Here is a 25,807-nt window from a genome sequence, read left to right on the forward strand (position 1 = left end):
TATTAAATTAGTAATTAACTAAAAGTAATTGAGGAAAAGGGTTTTTAACATATAAAAAGCACCTTTCCTCAAACTTTTTATTGATTAATTTTACATCTTTAAAGCATACACTGTGCTTGCAATGGCGACTCGCTCATTTCACAATAACGTGCACCTTTTGCATCAAGCACTGGATAACTTCTGGGGTTGCTATATGTATATTCACAAACGAATAAATTACCTAAAGGATCATTAGGATTGATTGTCTATTTTAGGTAACCATTATCAAACTCTTCAGGCCTTAGTTCTGTTTATAAACATACCTTGCCAATAAATAAACGAGCATTATAAAGTTTATAAGTGGCATTGCCCGTTGAAAAGATTGCCGGGAAACTGATCACCTGAGTCTTAACTTGATCCAGACTATTTATTAATGTAAAACTAAATGGCAAACTTTACCATGCCGATTGTATGTAATAACTTGCATGGTGTTAAAAATTAATAATCTTAATTTTTTCAAATAATAAAAATTTAAAAGGAGAGCGATTGATTAGTCGTTGTTGCAACAATAGTGGTAAGGTTAAGCCAATTTACTATAAAAATTGGCAGTTAATTAATCATATTTTTTAAACCAAAATACCATCATCTAGTAGATGATTAGCTATCCGATAATGGTTTAAACATTCATATTCATGATTTCTTGATATGCTGAAACTAATTTATTTCGAACTTGAATACCAAATTGTAACGAAACTGAAGATTTTTGCATGTTAACCATTACTTCATTTAGAGAAACATTCGGTTCTCCCATTTCAAACGCTTTAGCCGAATGATTGGCTTGTATTTGTAATTGGCTAATGTTATACAATGCGGTTTTTAACTCATTGATAAAGTTATTCTCATCGGTTAATTGAGGCTTTGTGGCATAGGGTGCATTTAAATTTGTAAGTTCATTTGTATTTAATGTATTGATCGTTGTCATAACGGCTTGGTAATTCCCATTTTGTCACTTTACTGTGCAATTTATCATACAAGGCAAAAACTAAATGGCATAAGTAAGGGGAAAATGCTGTGTTTTTTTAGCTATTGATTTTTATTAATACAAAGATAATAGAGCCTAGAATTAATCTAATCAGCTTAGCATTAGGATTTTTATGGCTAGCCAAACAGTCGACGGTAAAGGTGAATCAATATTAAATAAATTACCTTTTATTAACCAAATAAAACACAATGCCAAAATGGCAGGGTCAATTGCAGCTGTTATTGCTATTGCTATTATCAGTATCATCTATTTATGGGTTAAAGATGACTCTTATAGTGTTTTATTTAGTAATTTAAATGATAAAGATGGTGGCGAGATTATCAGCCAGCTCGATAAGATGAATATCCCCTATAAATTTTCATCGTCGGGATCGACCATCTTAATTCCTGAAGATAAAGTTTATGATACGCGTTTGCGTATTGCTCAACAAGGATTGCCTAAAGGTGGTGCTGTTGGCTTTGAATTACTCGATAAAGAAAGTTTTGGTATGAGTCAATTCAATGAACAGGTTAATTACCAACGTGCTTTGGAGGGCGAATTATCCAGAACAATATCAATTATAAGTAGTATTAATGATGCTAGAGTGCATTTGGCGATGCCTAAACCATCATTATTTGTCCGAGAACGAAAATTTCCTTCCGCATCTGTGGCATTAACGTTATTACCTGGTCGCAGTCTATCACAAGGGCAAATTGATGCCATTATTCATTTAATTTCAAGTAGTGTACCCGAATTACAGGCCGATAAAGTTACGATTATTGATCAACATGGTCATCTATTAACCGGTGAAAATTATCGTGACCGAAATGCCAATGTGGCGCAATTAGAATTTAGTGAACGCATTGAAAACAGTGTTCGTGAGCGCGTTGAAAAAATTATTATCCCTATTTTGGGTAAAAATAATGTTCGGGTGCAAGTGAATGCTGAGGTTGATTTTAGCCGACAAGAATCGACTTCAGAAATTTATGATCCTAATAGTGATATTGCCAAGCAAACTATTCGCAGTAAACAGTTAACGGAAAATCGGCAATTAATTAATAATTATGGCATAGGTGGTGTGCCAGGTGCGTTATCTAATCAACCTGTACCTACATCAAGTGCCCCTATTGATGAAGACAAGGAATCCAACGATATTGCCGATAAGCAGCAGCCGAGCAACTGGCAATCCAATAATACTTTAAATTATGAAGTGAATCGGCAAGTTGTACACAGCAAAATACCTGAAGGGCGCATTAAACGTTTATCGGTTGCAGTACTAGTTAACTATAAGCTTGTGACCAATGAATCAGAGAATAATGAGACAAATGAGAGTGATGATGAAAATAAATTATCACTTCCAACCGAACAATGGGTAAAACTTGATAGTAATGAATTAAACGACATTGAATTATTAGCTCGTCAAGCGATGGGTTTTTCCCAATTACGTGGTGATAGTTTGACTGTTGCCAATTTAAAATTTACAGATCAAGAGTTTGATGAAGAGAGTGGTATCGCGTTTTGGAAAACGTCTGAATTTTATGATTCTCTCAAAACAGGCGGTAAATATTTAATCTATATTTTAATCATTTGGATTATCTGGCGAAAAGTATTGCGTTCAGTATGGCTGAAACTACAAAGACATTACTTAAGTGTTAATAATAAATCGACGGATGCTCAAGCAACGCTAGATGAGAAATTAGATTATAAAGCGCACAGTAAACAGCAGCAGAAAATGTTTGAAGATAATATGCAACAACAACAATATATTAGAAAAATTGTCGAGAAAGAGCCTCGGGTAATGGCATTAATTATTCGTGGTTGGATGAACAAGAGGGACACAGAATAATGAATTTAAGTGAAACTCAAAAAGCCGCTACAGTAATGATGGTATTGGGTGAAGATCTTGCTGCCAAAGTGATGCAATATCTTAACCCTAAAGAAGTACAACATATCAGTAGTGCAATGATGTCTTTACCACAGCTTTCGCAAGAGCAATTGAAAAGTATTCTTAATGAATGTCAATTTACACTTGAAAATTGTGCCGTTTTAACTACCGATGCCGATGGTTATTTACGTTCAGTACTCGAAAAATCCATTGGTAGTGAAAAAACCGAACGTTTACTTGATGAGTTGTTAGAAACTGATCGAGAAGAAGCCACCGATGGTCTTGAAATGCTTAATTTTGTTGATGCTGCACGGGCAGTTGATCTGGTTAAAAAAGAGCACCCACAAATTATTGCTACTATTTTAATTCATCTGAATCGGGATTTAGCTGCTGAAGTTTTAAATCTGTTTGATGACGAATTACGTAATGATGTCATGTTACGTATTGCAACTTTTGGAGGTGTTGAACCATCAGCGCTACAAGTTTTATCGACATCATTATCTACATTATTACATGGTCAAAATCTTAAACTTAATAATATGGGTGGCATTCGTACCGCAGCAGAAATTATTAACTTAATGAAATCTCATCAAGAAGAGCTTGTTATCAATGCGTTACGTGATTATGACCACGAACTTGCTCAAAAAATTATTGATGAAATGTTCTTATTTGAAAATCTCATTGAAGTTGATGACAGAAGTATCCAACGTCTACTTAGAGATGTTGATAATGAAACATTAATTATTGCTTTGAAAGGCGCATCAGTCGCATTACGTGATAAGTTATTAAGTAATATGTCACAACGTGCCGCCTCTATTTTACGTGAAGATCTGGAAAACAGACCACCTGTGCGCCTATCGCAAGTTGAAACTGAACAGAAGAAAATTTTGGTTATTGCGCGTCGCTTAGCGGAAAGTGGTGAAGTTATCTTGAGTCGTGGTGATGATGAGTATGTATAATCAATCCCATAGATTGAACTGGAAACCACTTATTTTTCAGGATTTAACTTCGGCAACGTTATCACAACTCAGTACCAACGACAGTACCCAAGAAAGTGAAATTTGCCAGCCTGAACAGGAATTAGAGTTAATTGAATCGAATAAAGAACCTGATGTTGACCAAGAAACACTTGAGCAGTTAAAGCAAGAAGTTAAAGCACAAGCTTATCAAGAAGGGTTCACATTAGGTCAAACGGAAGGTTTTGATGTGGGTAAACACTCTGGTTATGAACAGGGATTTGCGCTTGGACAGCAAGAAGGACGTCAACAGATAGAGCAGCAACTTAGTGATGAAAAGTTAAAAGCAGTAGAGAACATCACTGATTTAATACGCAATTTTCAGCAGTCAATTAATGATATCGATGAGTTAATCGTGCCCAAATTAATTGATTTAGCATTGGTTGCTGCACAAAAAACCGTTGGCACTCTTTCTAAAGTCAAACAAAAGCAGCTGGTCTTTACGATACAAATGCTTATTGAACAGTGTTCGATGTTATCCGAACCGATTTTATTGCATCTTAACCCTGATGATCTGTTGTGGTTAGAGCCAATAATAAGTGAAGAAATTAAACAATATCATTGGCAATTTATCGCCGATCCTAATATTGAAAGTGGTAGCTGTAAAATTTTTACAGATACCAATGAAATTGATACCAATGTTGACAATCATTGGCAAATCATGTCCGATTGTTTACATGAAAGGTGAGCATTAATATGACTTACTCATCGCAATGGATCAACAAAATTAGCCAAGCTACGCAGAAACTTCAATCTTTATCCTTAATTCGCCAATATGGACGATTAGTCAAAGCATCGGGATTAGTGCTTGAAGCTGTGGGGTTAAAATTACCATTAGGTTCAAACTGTTTTGTTGAGCGACAATCTAATGGTCAACTGGATGCGGTCGAGTGTGAAGTGGTTGGATTCAATGGGCAAACTTTATTTTTGATGCCATTTGAGGCAACCGATGGCATTTTATTAGGTGCTCGAGTTTATACTTTACAATATGATTTAGCGCATTTTAGCCATAAATTATTACCCGTCGGTATGGCGTTATTAGGTCGAGTCGTTGATGCCATGGGTAAACCGTTAGATGGTAAGCCATTACCAGAACATGTTGAATATGCTGGTTTAGTCAATAAAACACTCAATCCTTTAAATCGCACCCCCATTCATCAAGTTCTGGATGTTGGGGTAAGAGCCATCAACGCATTATTAACTGTCGGACAAGGCCAACGGATGGGGTTATTTGCTGGTTCGGGTGTTGGTAAAAGTGTTTTACTCGGTATGATGGCTCGTTATACACAAGCCGATATTATTGTAGTGGGCTTGATTGGTGAACGTGGACGGGAAGTTAAAGATTTTATCGAAAATATTTTAGGTGAAGAGGGTTTAGCCCGTGCTGTTGTGGTCGCTGCACCAGCCGATGTATCACCATTATTACGTTTGCAAGGCGCTGCCTATGCAACAAGAATTGCTGAAAGTTTTCGCGATCAGGGTTTTAATGTTTTATTAATCATGGATTCTTTGACTCGCTACGCTATGGCGCAACGAGAAATTGCCTTAGCAATCGGTGAACCACCAGCCACCAAAGGATATCCACCTTCTGTATTTGCAAAATTACCGGCTCTTGTTGAAAGGGCAGGCAATGACGAACATGGTAAAGGGGCCATTACTGCTTTTTATACGGTTTTAACCGAAGGCGATGATCAACAAGATCCGATAGCTGATTCGGCTAGGGCAATATTAGATGGGCATATTGTTTTGTCGCGTGCGCTTGCTGAGTCAGGCCACTATCCCGCTATTGATATTGAAGCATCCATTAGTCGAGTAATGACCGAACTTACCGCTACTGAAGATGAAAAGAAATCACGCTTATTTAAACAGCTATTTTCCAGTTTTCAACGTAATCGCGATTTAATTAATGTTGGCGCCTATGTGGCAGGTACTGATCCTTTGCTAGATAAGGCGATAAATTTATATCCAGCCATGCAAAAATTTTTGCAACAAGGTATTTACGAACATTGTGGATATGAAGAGGCGTGCCAACAATTAGCCGCGATTGTGAGTCAACATTAATCGGTTAGGAAAGTACTCATGAATGAAAATCCTTCACAATTAGCTTTTACAACATTAAAAAAATTAGCGCAAAAATCGGTTGACGATAATTTACTTAAGTTAAAAAAAGCAAATGAGAATCAAGATAAAGCACAGTCACAACTCAATGTCTTAAATGATTACTATGTTGAGTATCAACAAAAACTGAATGATGCCTTATCTGATGGTATAAAAGGATATGAATTAAATAATTTTAATGCTTTTATTGCCACAATTGAGCAAGGGATAGAGCAGCAAAAAAAACTGTTATTAACCTTAGATATCAAACAAAAGCAGATTACTAACCAGCTTAATCAATCACAAAAAAGTTTGAACACCTATACAACATTGTTAAGTAAGCAATATAACAAATATTTACAACAGCAAAATCGTTTACAACAAAAACTGACCGATGAATTTGCCCAGCAGCAATTAGCAAGGAGGATATTGAGTGAGTATTAATTTGATTGGTAATTTAAACTTAATGCCAGCGCATCAATCAGAGGTTGTTACTAAAGATACCATCGATAATGATAGTAATCTGTTTGAGCAGTTATTGTTACTGAGTGAACAATATAGTCAACCTGCTAATAAGCCAACTCAAACCCAATCCAGCGATATTGATAATGAGGAACTTGATGATAATAACGCTAAGGATGATGAGTTAATTATTGGCGGTTATCCCCTTGCTGTTGAGTATTTCGAACAGGAAAAATTGGCTATTATCAGTTCGACAGCGGTAAACAGTGTAGACAATAGGGATATACCTACCAACTCATCTTCACTGCCAACAAATAAGATAAATTCTGAAATATTAGAAGCCAACTTATTGACTAATCTACCGACAAATCTATCGACAAATCCATTAGACAGTGAGCCAGCCAACGAATTTATTCATGATGAAAGGAGTGTCATTCACTCGATAACGCAACAAAATAATTTTATGTCATTATTTGAAGCAAAACGTCGAGCAGACACCACACTTATCAACCATAAAAATACTGAAATTAACCATGATACGAGTAATTATTTATTTAATTCATCAAATAACTTATCAAGTATTAGTGATGTGATGCCAAAAGTGACCTCTCCGCAAACTGATTTTGCTATGAATTTAGGGGGTAACGATGTAATAACGCCTATCCATCAAGCTTCGTCTTTGTCACCGATGACCAATGAACCGAACTTGTTATCATCAGCGAATTCGACTGTAACGCCTTATACAATGGATCTATCTATGCCTGTTGATGTAGCGCAATGGCAAAAATCGTTAACTCAGCACATTGTGATGTTTAACCGTCAGGGAATGCAAACTGCCGAAATTAAATTACATCCTCAAGAATTAGGTTCGTTACATATTAAACTTGATATGACCGATGATAATATCAATCTTCATATGATGGCTGCACATAATATGGTAAAAGGGTTGTTAGAATCTGCAATACCATTTTTACGAACTTCATTACAAGAACAAGGTTTTACCTTACAACAAACTGATATAAGTGATTTTTCGATGATGAGTGATGGCGAGCAATCAGCGATGCATCATCAAAATAATCATCATCAACAATCGAATACCGTTGTATCAAGCACGGTAGACAAAATTACTGAGCAGTCAAACAACGAAAAACATATTGTTAAGTCAGGTTTGAGCGTATTTGCTTAAAAGATAGTTTGTGATTTATTGTACTGTTTAGTACCTTAAAAATAAATTGAAAACGTTAAATAGGTAATATTTTTATTGCCTATTCTTCAAATCAATTTTACATGTTTGATTTATTATTCTTATCATTATTACCATTTAATGGTTATAAATTTTTTATTGGGATAAGAATAAATATGCCAACTACTCCAAAGAAAGTGAATATTTTGAACTTAATACTTATTCTCATCACGCTGCTTGCATTAAGTACAGCTGCTTATTTATGGTTTAAAAATCAACCAAAAACCAAGGCTAAAAAGCAAGATGAAATAACTATCGTATCGCCGGTTTTTTTAACCTTAAAACCATTTACTGTATCATTACCTGCATCAGAAGATAATGGTGATATTAATAAAATTCTTTATGTTGGTATGGTACTGCGTGTTGCCGATGAAGACCAAAAAACCGCATTATTAGAATATTTACCTGAAGTTAGAAGCGATATCCTTTTTTTATTATCTAAACAATATGTTAGTAAATTAAAACAAGAAACGGGTAAATTTGAATTACAAGAACAGATAAAAGATACATTATCACGCCAATATGATATCAAACACTCAGTAAAAATCGACGAAGTACTCTTTACTGATTTTATTATACGGTGATTGTTATGTCTGATAAGCGTGAACCGATAACCGACATTAATGGCAACAAGAATACTAACCCTGTATCAGGAAGCTCAATTGCCACTAAAGATAACGTTACTGATACAAGTGTTGTATCATTACCATCAGGCAAAAAAGCCGATGTTAAACCTTACGATTTATCGGTCAAACATAGCTTTGTTCCTGAACGTTTAACCGCATTAGAAATTATTAATGAACGTTTTGCTCGCCAGTTCAGAATAAGTTTATTTAATCTGTTACGCCGCAATACTGATGTGATTGCATCTCCAATTGAAACACAAAACTTTAAATATTTTTCCGATATTTCATCAACATATCATTTAAATTTAGTACATCTTAATCCTTTAAGAGGCTCTGCTTTATTTTCGTTTTCACCTGAATTAGTGTTTATTGTGGTTGATACATTATTTGGTGGGGATGGACGTACAAATAAGGTTGCAACAGAAGATCGTGAGTTTACTCATACTGAACAACAAATCATTAAACGAGTCTTAGAGTTAGCATTAACTATATATCAAAATGCGTGGGCAGATATCTATTCAATTGAAACTGAGTATATCCGCTCTGAGATACAAAGTAAGTTTACTAATATTACTACTTCTCCTGATGATGTGGTTTTAACTACCAAATTTAAAATTGAAATTGGTAGCTTTAAAGCGACATTTTATATTTGTATACCTTATGCCATGGTTGAGCCAATTAAAGAATCTTTAATCAAACCGCCTATCGAGCAGCAAACTTATAAAGATGATAATATTTGGATGAGTTCATTAACCTCTGGCATTAAACAATCCACTGTCGAATTAGTTGCTAACTTTACTCGTATTCAAACTACTGTCTCTAAACTATTAGCGTTAAAAACTAACGATATTTTAGTGATCGATAAACCGACAAATTTAGATGTTACCGTCGGGGGGGTACCAGTATTAAAAGGTCATTACGGTAAAGTTAATAAACAATATGCAATTAAAGTAGAACAGGTTATTAATCCTGTAATAGAACAATTAAATGAGGGAATGCAAAATGACTGATATCAGACAAGATAGTGAAGAGATCCCGAAAGTCGATGAAAGCGGTGATGAATTATCTACTAAAGGCGTTATTTTTGAAACACTATCACCACAACAAACTGAAGAACAAAAGCAGGATATTAATCTTATTTTAGATATTCCGATTGATTTGAGTGTCGAACTTGGTCGAACCAAGATGGCAATTAAAGATTTATTGAATTTAACTCAAGGATCAGTCATTGCATTAGATGGTCTTGCTGGTGAACCTTTAGATATATTAATTAATGGTTATTTAATTGCCCAAGGCGAAATTGTGGTTGTCGGTGATAATTATGGCATACGCATCACTGATATTATAACTCCATCAGAGCGTGTACGTAGGTTGAGTCGTTAATGGATATTATATACGAAAATAAGGCTCAGCCTTCAATATCTGCAACAGATACAATTGCGATAACTTCTGTATCACCTGAATTAAAAGTAAACACGCAAATAGTTACATCAATGGGGATGTCGCTTATCGGTGTGATTGCAGTGATTTTATTATTAGGGTGGATAGTAAAACGTTTTAATTGGAAAACGCCAAATAAACAATTGATTGAGGTAAAAGCCACTTACAATATCAATCCTAAAGAGCGAATTGTTTTGGTTCATGTCGATAATCAATTATTAGTTGTTGGTGTGACTGGGCAGCAGATGACTTTACTGCATACCATAAATGAACAACGAACCGATATGCTACTAGCAGAACCTTCTTCAAGAGTGAAAGATTTTTCCAGAAATAGGATATTTGAGCAAATGTTACAGTCCATTTTGAAATTAAGAAAGGAGTAATGGGTAGTGCGGTTAAAATCTGTTATTTTGCTGAGCTTATTGTCGATTAGCCAATATAGTTTTGCTGAAATCTCACCGTTATCTATCATTTCTCGTACTACGTTGGACAATGAACAAAGCTGGTCATTACCCGTAGAAACATTGGTCTTTTTGACCTTACTCACTTTTATTCCTGCAATACTACTGCTAATGACGAGTTTCACCCGCATTATTATTGTATTGGGTTTATTGCGTAATGCTTTAGGGACACAATCTGCTCCACCTAACCAAGTTATTTTAGGTATTGCTCTTTTTATGACATTTTTTATTATGTCACCGGTGACTGATAAAATTTATCAAGATGCTTATATACCTTATTCACAAAATCAAATCACTATGCAAGAAGCTTTATCCACCGCAACTAAACCATTGCAGGCGTTTATGCTTACTCAAACCCGCGAAAATGATTTAGCGTTATTTGTGAATATGTCCCACCAAAACGAGATCCAAAGCCGAGAAGATATTCCGTTAAAAATTTTGGTACCTGCCTTTGTAGTCAGTGAGTTAAAAACCGCTTTTCAAATAGGTTTTACGATTTTTATTCCTTTCTTAATTATCGATTTAGTGGTAGCCAGTACACTTATGGCATTAGGGATGATGATGGTTCCACCTGCAACGGTATCATTACCCTTTAAGTTAATGTTGTTTGTATTAGCAGATGGTTGGCACTTATTACTTGGTTCATTAGCGCAAAGCTTTTTTAGTTAGGGAATTTTAGTTAAGTAATTTTAGTCAAAAAATTCTAGTTAAGAAATTCGAATGAAGGAATAGTATGTCACCTGAGTATATTAGTACCTTAGCAATGCAAGCCATAAAAGTTGCAGCCTCTCTTGCTGGCCCTTTACTGTTAGCCGCTTTAGTTACTGGTTTAGTCATTAGTTTATTGCAAGCGGCTACGCAAATTAACGAAATGACCTTATCATTTATTCCCAAAATTTTAGCAGTGATCGTGGTTTTAATTATTTTGGGACCATCAATGTTGTCAACAATGATTGACTACATTCAAATTGTTATCACCGATATTCCTAACTTAACTCATTAAAAATGATGGATTTTAATATTAACAGTCTATTTAATATTGATTTCTTTTCTTGGATTAAAGATGTTTTTTTTCCGTTTGTGCGCATTTTGGCATTAATTATGGTTGCGCCAATTTTTGGTGAAAAAGAAGTACCAAATCGCATAAAGGTTGGTTTAGCATTAGTAATTGTTATGCTTCTACCCATTCCTCATCTTGATGAAAATATAAAAATCTATTCTTTAACGGGGGTATGGGTTATCGCTCAGCAAATAATGATTGGCGTGTTGATTGGTTTTACTATGCAACTTGCGTTTATAACCGTCAGAATTTCGGGTGAATTAATTGGAATGCAAATGGGATTGGGAATGGCAACTTTTTTTGATCCAATCGGGGGGCCATCCACTTCAGTTTTATCTCGCTTAATTAATATTATAGCGTTACTGATTTTTTTAAGTTTAGATGGTCACTTATGGTTATTATATGGTATTTCAAATAGCTTTGATATTGTTCCAATTAGACTTATGACATTGCCTGCAAATGGTTATTTAGCCTTAATTGATGTAAGTAACCAACTGTTTATTAATGGTATTATGTTAGCGCTTCCTTTGATGACTTTACTGTTGATCATCAATATATCATTGGGGTTATTAAATAGAATTACACCACAATTATCCATTTTTGTGGTCGGTTATCCACTAACACTATTGTTAGGATTAATCATGTTAAGCTATTTAATTTCGATGTTGCCAACATTTACTGAGTATGTTTTTGAACAGATGTTTAATCACATTTCTGTTATTTTATGGTTTTTAAGTGATGTTCAGTAATGTGATATTGATGATATAATTGAGAAATTTATTAATTTAATTCTTATTTAATTACTCTTTTCATTAGCTATTCATCACATTCAATGTTCATTTTTGTAAAAAAGTTTCAGGTTAACTATACGTTTCAGTATAAAAATAGGTTGAATTACATTAAATAATAATTTAAAAAAGATGCGTTAAAACTAAACAAGAAAGGAATGCTGATATAATCAGCATTTTATTGATATCAATTAAGCTTTTTTTACAAAACAAGCTTTAAGCATGATTTTCATGCCATCAATTTTACAATCGATCTCATGATCGCCTTCAACTAAACGAATGCCTTTGGCTTTAGCACCTTTTTTCAAAACGGTAGAAGAACCTTTTAATTTAAGGTCTTTAATTAAAATAATATCGTCGCCATCAGCAAGTAAATTACCATTACTGTCTTTCACTTGTAATCCTTCATCGGTTGAAGCAACATCGTTCGGATCCCATTCGTGAGCACATTCAGGGCAAACATAAAATGAACCATCATGATAAGTATGTTCAGACTGGCAAACAGGGCAGTTAGGTATAGATTCCATAGTTATGAATAATCCAAATTAAATAAAATGGCGTTTACTATAGCAAAAAAACGCTATAAAGTCATGGTATTCCCCCCTCTTTGATAGCGTTATAGTGGTTGTCAAATCGCTGATTTAGGTTTGACTGAACAGATGGCAATATAATTAAGTTGGTTTCGGTATTGTTTGAATGTTTTAAACATTTTAAAAAATTGTGGTCGATTTTGTTTACGTAGTGCATTGCGAATAATTCTGCATGTTCCTAATAAACCTTCATCATGAATCATGCCTTTAGGAGACATTAATGTCATGGCAGCATGTTGTGAATGAATATCAACAAATCCAACATCCGCAAAAAGGGCGTGCCAAGATTCATTGCTAATCGGCTGGGCATTAACATTAATTGCTTGATGAATTCGTTGTATAACTTCCTGTGATTGTGCTGGATTAACTAGCATAATATCGTGAGTGAGGAGTTTGCCTCCTGGTTTTAATACTCGATAATATTCTTTAATTAAATGCGTTTTAGCTTTATTCGCATACATTGTTAACATCGCTTCATTAATCACTATGTCAAAACTATTATCAGCAAAGGGCAATGTTGATGCATTGGCTTGTTGTATATCTACTAAATGAGTAACTTTATTTTTAATAACATTTTGCTTTGCTTTTTCTAAAGCAAGTTTATCCATATCTACACCAATTATATGGCAACCGAAACGTTGAGCAATTTCGATGGATGTTGTACCCATGTTGCATGCAATTTCAAGCACCTGACTTTGTGGTGTAAAGTGTGCTTGTTTAAATAACCATTCGGTAGCTTTTTTACCGCCCGGGCGTAATCTGGTTTTACCTAAGCGAGCAAGAAATTTATGCCCAGCTTCTTTTTTTATGTCGTCCATTATATAGCACCTCAATTGGTAGTTTGCATCATTTCTCGTAACATGATTAATAACATTTTAGCTGCTTGTGGAGCTTCAACCGCGTGAGGAATGTTAGCAGGCATTCTGACAAGGGTACCGGGTACAGCCTTAACGGGTTGGCCATCAATAATTAAGGTTAGTTCACCTTCAATAACCATGACAATGGCATCAAAAGGGGCACTGTGTTCGGATAATCCTTGCCCTTTATCAAAAGCAAAGAGCGTTAAATTGCCACCTGTCGTTTTAGCTAAAATCCGACTGGCAATACTTTGTCCTGTTGCGTTAATTAATGAAGTGATTTCGAATGCTTGAGCAGGGCTAATGGTATTATTTGTCATAAACAACTCCTATATTTATTGAGTAGACGATTTGTTGCAGTTTTGCGAATAAAGCCATATATTTCATAAGGTTATTTCAATGATTTAAAGTAATTATGAGTATTGAAATAAGAACTATTATCAATTATATTGAATTTATTCTAGAAGCATCTTCAGGCAAAACCTATGATATTTGTCAAAAATATACCAACTGAACAACAGATTTTTGGTTGGTTAACTCAAGTTGAGCTGTTTCAAGGATTAACCAAAGAGGCATTAATGCCTATTATTGAAAGTGCTAGCTATAAGAAATTGTCGAAAGGGGATATGATCAGTTATGAAGGTAAACCCTCATCTTGTTGTGTGCTTGTTTTAACTGGGGAGGTTGAAGTTTATCGCAGTACTTATTTAGGTGAAGAAAAGATTTTTGGTATTTTTAATCATTATCAATTAGTGGCTATTGCTGCTATCTTTATGCCGCATAATCGTTTTCCAATGACGATTCGGGCTAAAACAGATTGCTCGGTATTATTAATTGAAAAACAGAGTTTATTGCAAGTTTGCAAAACTAATCCCATTATTATGCAACGTTTATTAATACGTTTCAGTACTAAATTATATGAGCAAATAAATAATATCGATTGGTTAACGTCAAGTTCCTCAGAACAGCGTTTGGCTAGTTATTTGTTGTCATTATGTTCCTCTGATAACACTTATCAATTTATATTGCCTATTTCTCGTGGTCAGTTAGCAACAAAGTTAGGTATTCGTTATGAAACGTTAAGCCGATTAATGTCGAGCTGGCGAAAACAACAAATTATTCAAGTTGAAAATAATCGAATTAATATACTAAATGAAACTTATTTGAAAGAGCTTACTCTACCTTTTCAACGTTCATTTTAAAAAAGTGGTTAGTGTTTAGAAATAATCTTTTATAAAAGACAAATAAAGTTTATAAAAATTAAAATGACAAATTGCCGTTATTAAAGCAATCGAGATAAACATAAAAAAGGCGCGTATTATACGCGCCTCTTGTACTGATAAAGAGCATTAAGCATAATGCTCTAAATAAGTTAGCATAGATTATTTGATAACCTTAGCAACAACACCAGCACCAACAGTACGTCCACCTTCACGGATAGCGAAACGTAAGCCGTCTGCCATCGCGATTGGGTGAATTAATGATACAGTCATTTTGATGTTATCACCTGGCATTACCATCTCTACGCCTTCAGGTAATTCGATAGTACCTGTTACGTCAGTTGTACGGAAGTAGAACTGTGGACGGTAACCTTTGAAGAATGGAGTATGACGACCACCTTCATCTTTGCTTAGGATATACACTTCTGATTCAAAATCTGTATGTGGAGTGATTGAACCTGGTTTTGCTAATACTTGACCACGTTCGATTTCTTCACGTTTTGTACCACGTAATAATACACCAACGTTTTCACCTGCACGGCCTTCGTCTAGTAATTTACGGAACATTTCTACACCAGTACATGTTGTTTTTGCTGTTGGTTTGATACCTACGATTTCAACTTCTTCACCAACTTTGATTACACCGCGCTCTACACGTCCTGTTACTACTGTACCACGACCTGAGATTGAGAATACGTCTTCGATTGGTAATAAGAATGGTTTATCAATGTCACGCTCTGGTTCTGGAATATAGCTGTCTAATGCTTCTGCTAATTCAACAATTTTTTCTTCCCATTCTGCATCGCCTTCTAACGCTTTTAGCGCTGAACCACGAATTACTGGTGTGTCATCACCTGGGAAATCGTATTGAGATAGAAGTTCACGTACTTCCATTTCAACTAATTCTAATAATTCTTCATCATCAACCATATCGCATTTGTTTAAGAATACGATGATGTAAGGAACACCTACTTGACGACCTAAAAGAATGTGCTCACGAGTTTGTGGCATAGGACCATCTGTTGCTGCTACTACTAAGATAGCACCGTCCATTTGTGCTGCACCAGTGATCATGTTTTTAACATAGTCAGCATGGCCCGGGCAGTCTACGTGTGCGTAGTGACGAGTTGGTGTATCGTATTCAACGTGTGAAGTGTTGATGGTGATACCACGAGCTTTTTCTTCTGGTGCGTTATCGATTTGATCGAATGCACGAGCTTGACCACCGTATTTTTTAGAAAGTACAGAAGTAATAGCTGCAGTTAAAGTTGTTTTACCATGGTCAACGTGGCCGATTGTACCAACGTTAACGTGGGGTTTTGTACGTTCAAATTTTTCTTTAGACATCTTAATGTTCCTTTATTAAATCACTCCCCTTCTAAATAAAAGGGAAGTGTTACTTTATTTATATAAAAATTATTTCGCTTTACGAGCTTCAATAATTGCTGTAGCAATATTGGTTGGCGCTTCATTGTACTTCAAGAACTCCATAGAGTAAGAAGCACGACCTTGTGTTTGTGAACGAAGATCTGTTGCATAACCAAACATTTCTGAAAGTGGAACTTGTGCTTTAACTGTTTTACCAGTAGCGGTATCTTCCATTCCTTCGATCATACCACGACGACGGTTTAAGTCACCAATTACGTCACCCATATAATCTTCTGGAGTTTCAACTTCTACTTTCATAATCGGTTCTAAAAGCACCGGTTTAGCTTTCATGAAACCGTCTTTAAATGCCATTGAACCGGCAATTTTAAATGCCATTTCTGATGAGTCGACATCATGGTAAGAACCATCAAAGATAGTAACTTCAACATCAACAATTGGGTAACCAGCAAGAACACCATTTTTCATTTGTTCTTGACAGCCTTTATCAACTGCAGGGATGTATTCTTTAGGAACCACACCACCAACAATTTCATTGTTGAATTTGTAGCCTTCGCCGCCAGCTTCCAATGGTTTGATTTTTAACCATACATGACCATATTGACCACGACCACCAGATTGACGAACAAATTTACCTTCTTGTTCAACTTCATTACGAATGGTTTCACGGTAAGCAACTTGTGGTTTACCGACATTCGCTTCAACTTTGAATTCACGTTTCATACGGTCAACGATGATTTCTAAGTGAAGCTCACCCATACCAGAAATGATTGTTTGACCTGATTCTTCATCTGTGTGAACACGGAATGAAGGGTCTTCTTGTGCTAGTCGACCTAAAGCAAGGCCCATTTTTTCTTGGTCAGCTTTGGTTTTTGGTTCAACTGCAACTGAAATTACTGGTTCAGGGAATTCCATTCTTTCAAGAATGATTGGTGCGCTTTCAGCACAAAGAGTATCACCAGTAGTCACATCTTTTAGACCGATTGCAGCAGCAATGTCACCCGCGCGAACTTCTTTAATTTCTTCACGTTTGTTAGCGTGCATCTGAACGATACGACCAAAACGTTCTTTTTTATCTTTAACAGAGTTAAGAACAGTATCACCTGAGTTTACAACACCAGAGTAAACACGGAAGAATGTTAAGTTACCAACAAATGGGTCAGTTGCAATTTTGAATGCTAATGATGAGAATGGTTCATCATCACTTGAATGACGTTCAGCCGCTTCACCATTTGCTAATTCACCTTTAATTGCAGGTACGTCAGTTGGTGCAGGTAGATATTCAATAACTGCATCAAGCATGAATTGAACACCTTTATTTTTAAAGGCACTACCACAAGTTACTAGGATGATTTCATTAGCAAGTACGCGTTCACGTAATGCAGCTTTAACTTCTTCTTCAGTTAACTCTTCACCACCAAGGTATTTTTCCATTAACTCTTCATTTGCTTCAGCCGCAGCTTCCATTAAGTAAGCACGCCATTCTTCGACTTGCTCAACCATGTCAGCAGGTACATCTTCATAAGTGAATGTTACGCCTTGATCAGCATCATTCCAGTTAATTGCTTTACGTTTAAGTAAATCAACTACACCAGTAAAGCCTTCTTCTGCACCGATAGGTAAAACTAAAGGAACTGGTACTGCTGCTAAACGAGTTTTGATTTGATCAACAACACGTAAGAAGTTAGCACCCATACGGTCCATTTTGTTTACGAAAGCGATACGTGGAACTTTATATTTGTTTGCTTGACGCCATACTGTTTCTGATTGAGGTTGAACACCACCAACCGCACAGTAAACCATTACTGCACCATCAAGAACACGCATTGAACGTTCTACTTCGATTGTGAAGTCAACGTGTCCCGGGGTGTCGATAATGTTGATACGGTGTGGTTCAAATTGTTGACCCATACCAGACCAGAATGCAGTTGTTGCAGCAGAAGTGATAGTAATACCACGTTCTTGTTCTTGTTCCATCCAGTCCATGGTAGCTGCGCCATCATGAACCTCACCAATTTTGTGACTTACACCAGTGTAAAACAAAATACGTTCAGTTGTTGTTGTTTTACCTGCGTCAATATGTGCACTAATACCAATATTGCGGTAGCGTACTATAGGGGTTGTACGAGCCATATTAATCCTCTACTTAGAATCGTTTGCTTAATAAAATATCATTTAGGTTGGCTGACAGTAGATATGTACTACCAGCCGAATCCTCAGCCATTTAATTGAATGGCGATAATTACCAACGATAATGTGCAAACGCTTTATTAGCTTCAGCCATACGATGAACATCTTCGCGTTTTTTCACAGCGGTACCTTTGTTTTCAAAAGCATCCATAAGTTCATTCGCTAGGCGTAAAGCCATTGATTTATCGCCACGTTTACGTGCTGCATCTACAATCCAACGCATTGCAAGTGCATTACGACGAACAGGGCGCACTTCAACAGGAACTTGGTATGTAGAACCACCAACGCGACGAGACTTAACTTCTAGAGTTGGTCTTACGTTATCTAATGCAACTTCGAAAGCTGCTAAGTGGTCTTTTCCACTACGCTCAGCTAATTTATCAAGAGCTGAATATACGATTGATTCTGCGATAGATTTTTTTCCATCTATCATTAAAATATTTACAAATTTCGCCAGCAAATCTGAACCGAATTTCGGATCAGGTAAAATTTTTCTTTGACCAGCAACATGACGACGTGGCATTGGAATACTCCGTTTATATGTTATAAATTTTTCAGGTTTACCCAAAACTCAAGTGAGTTAAATGGAATTATTTAGTTTGGCCTTACTTAACGGAGTTCCATTAAGCTTTAGGTCGTTTCACACCGTATTTAGAACGGCTTTGTTTGCGATCTTTAACACCTGCGCAGTCTAATGCACCGCGAACAGTGTGATAACGAACACCAGGTAAGTCTTTAACACGACCACCGCGGATTAAAATCACGCTGTGTTCTTGTAAGTTGTGACCTTCACCACCGATATATGAAGTTACTTCAAAACCGTTGGTTAAACGTACACGGCATACTTTACGTAATGCTGAGTTTGGTTTTTTCGGTGTAGTAGTGTAAACACGTGTACAAACACCGCGTTTTTGCGGGCATGCTTCAAGAGCAGGAACGTTACTTTTTACTTCCTTTAGTGCTCTCGGTTTGCGTACCAGCTGATTAATTGTTGCCATTAATAAGCTCCTGATTAATTAAAATAAATTTAAAATTGCTTTTTAGATACGTAATTAATAACTGTAGACCAAAAATTATGTATATAAGTTTTGGGTCGCAAGATTCTAGACCCCAACAGCCATAATGTCAAGTATTACCACAAGTTCTTTGCCTGTTTCAATTAAATTTTATTAGTATTAGGTAAAAATAATAAAAATGTTTTAATTTTATTTTGTTACTCTTTTTGTTGTTTAAATTATTTAATGTAATTTATGCTTATTTTGATATCACTCATGTTTAGTGATTAAGAAGATCGCCAAAAAGCTAATTAGAGTGAGTATTTTTTATAAAATTGATCGATTTCATTTTATGTCAGTTAATATTATGTGATTTTACTCAAATTTTTATACATTAAAAAACAGTAATAATATATTGATTGTGAACATATTTAACGTGTAACAATGATGAATATAAAGAATGAATCTTACAAAGTTGTTTTATTATTTAATGCAAATAATATCTACGATCGACAAATTCTTAAAGGTATTGGCGATTTTTTGAAATTAAATAATATTCACTGGAATATTTATATATCAGAAACTCTGCGTTACGATAAAAAAGCTTCTTTCCATTTAGATTGTGATGGCATTATTGCTAATTTTGATGATCCTGATATTGAAGATTTGCTTACCAAGGTTGATATTCCGATAATTGGTGTGGGTAGCTCGTATCATGATGATTTTAGTTATCCTAAAGTTCCTTATGTGGCGGCTGATAATTATGCCATCATTGAAAGTGCTTTTAATCACTTATGCGACAAAGGAATACATCAATTTGCTTTTTATAGTATACCACTAACTCGATATTGTCGTTGGGCAGGCGTAAGGGAAAAAATCTTTGAAAAAATTTTAACCCAGAAAGGTTATCAAGGCGTTATCTATCAAGGAATGATAACTTCTTTAGATAATTGGCAAGAAAGTTTAGATAAATTGTCCAAATGGTTATTATCATTACCTGTTAATACCGGTATTATCGCGGTAAATGATGCTAGAGCGCATCATATTTTACAAGCTTGTGATATAGTCGGCTTAAAAATACCAGAAGAACTATGTTTGATTGGTATTGATAATGAAGAAGTGATAAATAATTTATCAATGGTTTCTTTATCGACCGTAAAACAAGGCACAGAAGAGATGGGCTTTAACGCAGCGAGTCTATTGCATAAACGCTTAACTAAAGGGAAAGTTTCCACCTCTCCTTTATTGATTGAGCCCAAAAAAATTATTGCGAGGCGTTCAACAGATTATCGTTCAATACAAGATCCGTATGTTATTCAAGCAATGCATTATATTCGAAAATATGCCTGTAAAGGCATTAAAGTCGAGCAAGTTATTTCTGATATGCAAATTTCTCGGTCTAATTTAGAAATACGTTTTAAAGAGTCATTAGGTAAAACCATTCATTCAGTGATTCATGAAGAAAAGTTTAATCGAGCTAAATATCTATTAATTGAATCATCATTGTCTATTCAGGCTATTTCCCAGCAATGTGGATATCCATCAGTACAATATTTTTATTTTTTATTTAAAAAGTTTTATGCAATGACTCCTAAAGATTTTAGAAGTAAATTTGCAACCATTAATCATCTATAGGCGTCATATTATTAAGATCATTTTTTATAAAATGAAAGGAAAACAGAATATTTATTCACATTTTCCTAACTTCTAGATGTTTATCTTTTTACTGAACGGATTGAAAGTATTGATATTCCTCCCAACATTGCAAAAACAAAGGACGTAATAAATATTGCTCCAAAACCGAATAGTGATATTACACAAGCTGCAATTATTGGTGCTAAAGCTTGAGTTGCTGTATTACCTAAATTATAAACGCCTAGAAAGAATGCAATTCTATTTTTGTCGGGAATAACTTCTAAATTTAATAAATTATCTAAAGAGTTCCAAACGCCCATACCAATTCCAGCTGCGAATGCATAAATCAAAATACCAATATGATTAGGAGCAATAACTAAACTTAACGCGCCAATACCTAAAAATATTGTTGATAACCCAACTGGAATTTTGAGAATTTTCAATTTATCGGAGATTGGTCCAGCAATGAATCCCATCAAAATGCCAAATATAAGCATAACCAAATTAATTAACTGAATTGAGTTTTGAGTTTCAGATGAGTCAGTATGCATAAAGTCAGTCATAATAAATAGCAAATAACCAGTGATTGTAAAATTGCCAATTCCTTGAAAAAGTTTACCTATTAATGCTAGGTAGTAATCACGACCAATTGACCATCTCGGAAATATAGCTAACGAGCTTTTTTGTTTATTATCATCTTGTTTTACCTGATTTTGGTTTTTTTTGTCCAAATTAGAAGGTTCACGAACAATAAAGACTGATATTAATGTACCGATAAAAGTGATTATCCCAAATACAATGAAACCTAATCGGAAACTACCTAAGAACATTGCAGCAATAATTGTAAATCCATTATTACCCAGTGCCATACCCAGGCCACCATAAGCACCTGATGCGGTTCCTTTTTTATCCTCTGCCGCAAAATCAAGCCAAGCAACCATTGGCGCCACAATAAAATTTAAGGCAGTTTGCGCTAATATCCAACAAAATAATAAAAAGGGTATACTGTTGGCGGTTGATGTTAATATCATTGATAACATAAACCCAATTGCTCCAATTATAATCCATGGTGTGCGACTGCCAAATCTAGAATAAGTCCTATCAGATACATAACCTGCCAACATGTTTGATATTGTTGCAGCAACCATACCACAACTTGAAAATAGCGCTAATAATGTAATTTTATTTGTTTCATCAAGTTGTTGAATTAAAGCGGGTAAAAATAGACTTGCTGCTGCAATGTAGGGACCTAACCAAGTGGCAGGTCCAATAATAAGTCCAGGAACTAGTCGAGTTAATGGAATTGTTATTTTCATGATGTCTTCCTTAATATTATTGATTATTTTTCACGTAGTAATAATCAAAATCGGCGTAGGATTGATGTTGGTAGGTATCAACTGAGGCGATAAAATTAAATAATCCTGTAAAACCGCCTATTTCTCCAGGTTCTCCATTTACTCCTTCATCAGACAAATAAGTAGCATCTATCTGATTAATGATATTATTCCACTCCTCTTTCTCAATTCGATAAAAGAGTGAAACAAATCCATCTCGATATGATAATTTGAGTTCAACTTGTTCATTAGGTATTACTATTCTATGATTAACAAATTCAATTCGAGACCCAAGTTTTGCTTGTAAAATAGTAAGGATGGTAGCGTTTAGTTGTTCACTGTGAGTTAAATGTAAGTAGATCCAATTATTAGAATCATAATACACTCCAACTCCAGCCGTTTGTGAATAATGCTCAGGATGAAACTCTACTTTAGTTTGAATATCATAATTAAAAGATGTTGCTCTTGTTGCCATAATTGATGGGTTAAATTGGGAGAATAGTGAATTTTGTCCATATATTCGCAAATGTCCCGGTCGTTCATGGGTATTTACCCAATTAGGTGTTTGCGCTCTATATGGTGTCATAAATTCTAATTGATACTCTTTATCAAAATCATCAATAACATCATGGCTTACTTCATTACCAATAGGTAATGAATAATCAAACTCCATTTTAGCTAAATTTGTACCGTCAGCCATTTCTAACCAGCCATCATTGGTCCATCTCATCTTTTGTATGGACGTTTCTCGACCCAAAGGATTTAACAATGTCCCACTAAGCGGTCTAGACATTAAGTGAGCAATGTACCACTCACCATCTTGTGCCTCAAATAATGAACCATGACCGGCTTTTTGCATTATTGAATTTGGATTGTACATTTCAAAATGACCAGCATCGGGGTCACCTAATGAAAATAAATGATTGGGTGATGACGTGACTATTGGTTCTCTTGACGGATGTGGTTCATAAGGTCCATAAATATTTTTAGAGCGACCTATTTCAATGCCATGAGCATAACCAGTTCCACCAGCAGCAATTATTAGATAATAATAGTCGAATTTTTTATAAATTTGTGGAGCTTCAGAACATCCTCGAGTAGTAAATCCATTGGTCACTCTTGTCCATGGGCTAATGACTTTACCTGTATTTAAATCTACTTCTGCTATTACTATATTTCCAGGTGCTTGATAACCTTGGCGAGTTTCCCATTCTAAGATCGTTAAATAATGTTTGCCATCATCATCGTGAAATAATGCAGGGTCAAAACCAATGGAAGTAAAATAAATAGGATCTGACCAAGGACCTTTTATGTTATCTGCATGAACTGCATAAGCATCAGCATTAAATTCTCTTCCAGCCATGCTAACCATGTGAGAATAAATTAACCAATATTTTTTATTGATCGGATCATAAGATAAATGAGGAGCCCAAATACCCGCAGGTGTATTGGTTCCAGAAAGTTTGATTTCACCATTTTTAAAAATATAATCAATTAGTTTCCAATTTGATAAATCATTAGATTGAAAAATTTGTATTGAAGGGTGCCAATGGAAAGTTGATGTAGCAATATAGTAAGTATCATTGACCCGTATAATAGATGGATCAGGTGACATGCCAGGTATAATAGGATTTTTTATTTTAGGCATTTTTTAAAACTCCTTGCATTATGTTATTGATAAGAGAAAATCTTTATGTTTCTGATTGAACTATAATTTATCTGTTAAAACTTTTTTATTATCAAATTTGGTTTTCAGATTACGATATTTTGTTAATGAGAGATTGATCACATTCCTAGCGTTATGAACATAAATAGGTGGTGAGTTAATTTTAAATTATTAAATATTTTGTCAATTTTTCTAAAAATTGAACGCTGTAGTTAGAATTCTGCATGTTTTTTTCAAGCCGGGTTGATGGGTTTGAATTATTGGTAATAGTGGTAATAACGTTTGACTAAATATCATTTAACTGGTGAAGATGTTTGGTTAGCAGCAGAAAATCATATAAATATGAACTTCTGCTGATTAAATATTAAGGCATTAATGGTTTTAGCTGTTGATAAATTTTTCTAAAAATTGAACGCTGTTGTTGGAATTGTGCATATTTTTTCATGTCAGGTTGATGGGTTTGAATCAGCGGTAATGGCGGTAACAAGGCCTCTAACTGAGTATTTGGATTACACGCAATTTGTGCCAGTTTTGCTGCACCTAAAGCAGGTCCAACTTCGCTTCCTTCACAATATTCAATAGGGTAGCCAGAAATATCACTGATTAATTGTCGCCAATAGCCACTACGAGCCCCGCCGCCAATAATCAAAATTTTATCGGGTGAAATACCTGTTTGATGAACAACATCAATGCCATCGGCAAGCGCATAGCTGACGCCCAATAATACTGCTTTTGCTAGATCTATCTTGTTATGTTGATAAGTTAGACCAAAAAATACGCCTTTTGCTTCAGGATTATTATGTGGCGTTCTTTCTCCTGATAGATAAGGTAAAAAATACACCGGTGGTTTATCGTTAGCTTGTTGTTCTTCAATTGAAGATAATAATGTCGCCACATCTTTAATTTCTAATAATTGGCAGGCCCAATCAAGGCATGAAGCGCAACTCAACATAACCGACATAAGATGCCACCGATTAGGTAGCGCATGGCAGAAACTATGGATTGCTTGTTCTGGCTTGCTGATAAAACGATCCGTAACGGCAAAATAAACACCTGAGGTTCCAAGTGATAACATGGCTTGACCAGATTGATACAAACCGACCCCTACTGCGCCAGCTGAATTATCTCCGCCACCAGCTATCACCGCAATGGTATTAATTCCCCAATCATTGGCAATTTCATCTGTGACATAACCAGTGACTTGAGTACCTTCAAACAGAGTTGGCATATGTTTTCGACTTAAACCACAAACATCTAATAGTAAATCACTCCAATCGCGCTTCTCAACATCTAACCACATTGTACCGGCAGCATCAGCCATATCGGATGCAAATTGATTGGTGATTTTAAAACGTAAATAGTCTTTGGGTAATAGTACTTTGTCAATCTTGGCGAATATTTCTGGTTCATGATTTTGTACCCATTTGATTTTGGGTGCAGTGAAGCCCGCCATCATCAAGTTTCCTGTGATTTGTCTTGACGCCGGTACTTGTTGTTCTAATTGATGACACTCGGCATCACAACGTCCGTCATTCCAAAGTATTGCTGGTCTTAATATTTGTGCTTGTTGATCTAAAAGTACAGCACCATGCATTTGCCCACTTAGACCAATGGCTTTTACAGTTTTTAAATTATGTTGTTGACTAAGTTCACGCATAGCCATATCGGTTGCATGCCACCATTGTAAAGGATCTTGTTCAGACCATAATGGATGAGGGCGTGATACAGTTAGTGGTTTTGTAATAGTGGCAACGATGTGTTGTTGTTCATCCATCAAAATTACTTTGATCCCTGAAGTACCTAAATCAATACCAATGTACATAGTTTTCTCCATTGTGTTGCCATCAGAGCTATCG

Annotated in this window: 26 protein-coding genes; 15 read left to right on the forward strand and 11 right to left on the reverse strand. The window is 35.4% G+C overall.

Annotated elements, in window-relative coordinates; genetic code table 11:
- Positions 1-655: 655 nt before the first annotated feature.
- Positions 656-961: a flagellar hook-basal body complex protein FliE gene (fliE, locus tag AC5LW9_RS02275; protein ID WP_493456259.1), complete on the reverse strand. Its 306-nt coding sequence runs from the start codon at positions 959-961 to the stop codon at positions 656-658.
- Between the two features lie 172 nt (positions 962-1,133).
- On the opposite strand from fliE, the gene fliF reads away from it, so the two are divergent.
- The 13 genes from fliF to fliR all read left to right on the forward strand — a co-directional run bounded on the left by fliF (position 1,134) and on the right by fliR (position 12,039).
- Positions 1,134-2,846, forward strand: coding sequence for a flagellar basal-body MS-ring/collar protein FliF (fliF, locus tag AC5LW9_RS02280; RefSeq protein ID WP_493456260.1), 1,713 nt, complete (start codon positions 1,134-1,136; stop codon positions 2,844-2,846).
- Positions 2,846-3,844: a flagellar motor switch protein FliG gene (gene fliG / locus AC5LW9_RS02285; RefSeq protein WP_039126443.1), complete on the forward strand. Its 999-nt coding sequence runs from the start codon at positions 2,846-2,848 to the stop codon at positions 3,842-3,844. Before fliF ends, fliG begins: the two co-directional genes overlap by 1 nt.
- Positions 3,837-4,589, forward strand: a complete 753-nt coding sequence (locus tag AC5LW9_RS02290; protein ID WP_493456261.1) for a flagellar assembly protein FliH — start codon at positions 3,837-3,839, stop codon at positions 4,587-4,589. Before fliG ends, AC5LW9_RS02290 begins: the two co-directional genes overlap by 8 nt.
- Before the next feature lie 8 nt (positions 4,590-4,597).
- Positions 4,598-5,962, forward strand: a complete 1,365-nt coding sequence (fliI, locus tag AC5LW9_RS02295; RefSeq protein ID WP_198236508.1) for a flagellar protein export ATPase FliI — start codon at positions 4,598-4,600, stop codon at positions 5,960-5,962.
- 18 nt (positions 5,963-5,980) lie between these two features.
- On the forward strand, positions 5,981-6,442 hold the full coding sequence (gene fliJ, locus AC5LW9_RS02300) for a flagellar export protein FliJ (RefSeq protein WP_039126434.1): 462 nt from the start codon (positions 5,981-5,983) through the stop codon (positions 6,440-6,442).
- A complete protein-coding gene (locus AC5LW9_RS02305) occupies positions 6,432-7,646 on the forward strand; it encodes a flagellar hook-length control protein FliK (protein ID WP_493456262.1) in 1,215 nt (404 codons plus the stop codon). Before fliJ ends, AC5LW9_RS02305 begins: the two co-directional genes overlap by 11 nt.
- 173 nt (positions 7,647-7,819) lie before the next feature.
- On the forward strand, positions 7,820-8,287 hold the full coding sequence (locus AC5LW9_RS02310) for a flagellar basal body-associated FliL family protein (RefSeq protein WP_411627564.1): 468 nt from the start codon (positions 7,820-7,822) through the stop codon (positions 8,285-8,287).
- 5 nt (positions 8,288-8,292) lie between these two features.
- A complete protein-coding gene (fliM, locus tag AC5LW9_RS02315; protein ID WP_493456263.1) occupies positions 8,293-9,339 on the forward strand; it encodes a flagellar motor switch protein FliM in 1,047 nt (348 codons plus the stop codon).
- Complete coding sequence (gene fliN / locus AC5LW9_RS02320) at positions 9,332-9,712, forward strand: flagellar motor switch protein FliN (RefSeq protein ID WP_493456264.1); 381 nt, start codon at positions 9,332-9,334, stop codon at positions 9,710-9,712. The genes fliM and fliN overlap by 8 nt, the downstream gene beginning before the upstream one ends.
- Positions 9,712-10,152, forward strand: coding sequence for a flagellar biosynthetic protein FliO (fliO, locus tag AC5LW9_RS02325; protein ID WP_144092456.1), 441 nt, complete (start codon positions 9,712-9,714; stop codon positions 10,150-10,152). The genes fliN and fliO overlap by 1 nt, the downstream gene beginning before the upstream one ends.
- Before the next feature lie 45 nt (positions 10,153-10,197).
- Positions 10,198-10,899: a flagellar type III secretion system pore protein FliP gene (fliP, locus tag AC5LW9_RS02330; RefSeq protein WP_370528576.1), complete on the forward strand. Its 702-nt coding sequence runs from the start codon at positions 10,198-10,200 to the stop codon at positions 10,897-10,899.
- A 64-nt stretch (positions 10,900-10,963) separates the two neighbouring features.
- Positions 10,964-11,233 (forward strand): flagellar biosynthesis protein FliQ, encoded by a 270-nt coding sequence (fliQ, locus tag AC5LW9_RS02335; RefSeq protein ID WP_039129046.1) that lies wholly within the window; start codon positions 10,964-10,966, stop codon positions 11,231-11,233.
- 2 nt (positions 11,234-11,235) lie between these two features.
- Positions 11,236-12,039: a flagellar biosynthetic protein FliR gene (gene fliR, locus AC5LW9_RS02340; RefSeq protein WP_493456265.1), complete on the forward strand. Its 804-nt coding sequence runs from the start codon at positions 11,236-11,238 to the stop codon at positions 12,037-12,039.
- A gap of 230 nt (positions 12,040-12,269) precedes the next feature.
- Here fliR and AC5LW9_RS02345 read toward each other — a convergent pair whose 3' ends face one another.
- The 3 genes from AC5LW9_RS02345 to AC5LW9_RS02355 form a co-directional block, all read right to left on the reverse strand.
- Positions 12,270-12,605, reverse strand: a complete 336-nt coding sequence (locus AC5LW9_RS02345) for a zinc ribbon domain-containing protein YjdM (protein ID WP_065602954.1) — start codon at positions 12,603-12,605, stop codon at positions 12,270-12,272.
- 101 nt (positions 12,606-12,706) lie between these two features.
- The gene (locus AC5LW9_RS02350) at positions 12,707-13,486 is read right to left on the reverse strand and encodes a class I SAM-dependent methyltransferase (protein ID WP_039129052.1); all 780 of its coding nucleotides are present in this window, start codon (positions 13,484-13,486) and stop codon (positions 12,707-12,709) included.
- 11 nt (positions 13,487-13,497) lie between these two features.
- On the reverse strand, positions 13,498-13,845 hold the full coding sequence (locus AC5LW9_RS02355) for a cupin domain-containing protein (protein WP_493456266.1): 348 nt from the start codon (positions 13,843-13,845) through the stop codon (positions 13,498-13,500).
- A gap of 165 nt (positions 13,846-14,010) precedes the next feature.
- Between AC5LW9_RS02355 and AC5LW9_RS02360 the strand changes: the two genes are divergently transcribed.
- Positions 14,011-14,727, forward strand: coding sequence for a Crp/Fnr family transcriptional regulator (locus AC5LW9_RS02360; RefSeq protein ID WP_144092453.1), 717 nt, complete (start codon positions 14,011-14,013; stop codon positions 14,725-14,727).
- A 180-nt stretch (positions 14,728-14,907) separates the two neighbouring features.
- On the opposite strand, the gene tuf is transcribed toward AC5LW9_RS02360, so the two are convergent.
- The 4 genes from tuf to rpsL all read right to left on the reverse strand — a co-directional run bounded on the left by tuf (position 14,908) and on the right by rpsL (position 19,319).
- Entirely contained in the window at positions 14,908-16,092 is a 1,185-nt protein-coding gene (tuf, locus tag AC5LW9_RS02365) for an elongation factor Tu (RefSeq protein WP_065737967.1), read from the reverse strand.
- Between the two features lie 69 nt (positions 16,093-16,161).
- On the reverse strand, positions 16,162-18,264 hold the full coding sequence (gene fusA / locus AC5LW9_RS02370) for an elongation factor G (RefSeq protein ID WP_334321363.1): 2,103 nt from the start codon (positions 18,262-18,264) through the stop codon (positions 16,162-16,164).
- A 109-nt stretch (positions 18,265-18,373) separates the two neighbouring features.
- A complete protein-coding gene (gene rpsG, locus AC5LW9_RS02375; protein ID WP_065737965.1) occupies positions 18,374-18,844 on the reverse strand; it encodes a 30S ribosomal protein S7 in 471 nt (156 codons plus the stop codon).
- A gap of 100 nt (positions 18,845-18,944) precedes the next feature.
- Positions 18,945-19,319, reverse strand: coding sequence for a 30S ribosomal protein S12 (gene rpsL, locus AC5LW9_RS02380; RefSeq protein ID WP_025316630.1), 375 nt, complete (start codon positions 19,317-19,319; stop codon positions 18,945-18,947).
- 441 nt (positions 19,320-19,760) lie between these two features.
- On the opposite strand from rpsL, the gene AC5LW9_RS02385 reads away from it, so the two are divergent.
- Positions 19,761-20,951: a XylR family transcriptional regulator gene (locus AC5LW9_RS02385; protein WP_493456267.1), complete on the forward strand. Its 1,191-nt coding sequence runs from the start codon at positions 19,761-19,763 to the stop codon at positions 20,949-20,951.
- 80 nt (positions 20,952-21,031) lie between these two features.
- Here the strand turns inward: AC5LW9_RS02385 and AC5LW9_RS02390 are convergent, their stop codons facing one another.
- The 3 genes from AC5LW9_RS02390 to xylB form a co-directional block, all read right to left on the reverse strand.
- The gene (locus AC5LW9_RS02390) at positions 21,032-22,267 is read right to left on the reverse strand and encodes an MFS transporter (RefSeq protein WP_334321365.1); all 1,236 of its coding nucleotides are present in this window, start codon (positions 22,265-22,267) and stop codon (positions 21,032-21,034) included.
- Positions 22,268-22,283: 16 nt separating this feature from the next.
- Positions 22,284-23,933, reverse strand: coding sequence for a glycoside hydrolase family 43 protein (locus AC5LW9_RS02395; protein WP_493456268.1), 1,650 nt, complete (start codon positions 23,931-23,933; stop codon positions 22,284-22,286).
- Between the two features lie 382 nt (positions 23,934-24,315).
- Complete coding sequence (xylB, locus tag AC5LW9_RS02400; protein WP_493456269.1) at positions 24,316-25,773, reverse strand: xylulokinase; 1,458 nt, start codon at positions 25,771-25,773, stop codon at positions 24,316-24,318.
- Positions 25,774-25,807: the final 34 nt, after the last annotated feature.

Source organism: Gilliamella sp. LMG 34360, assembly GCF_984568995.1.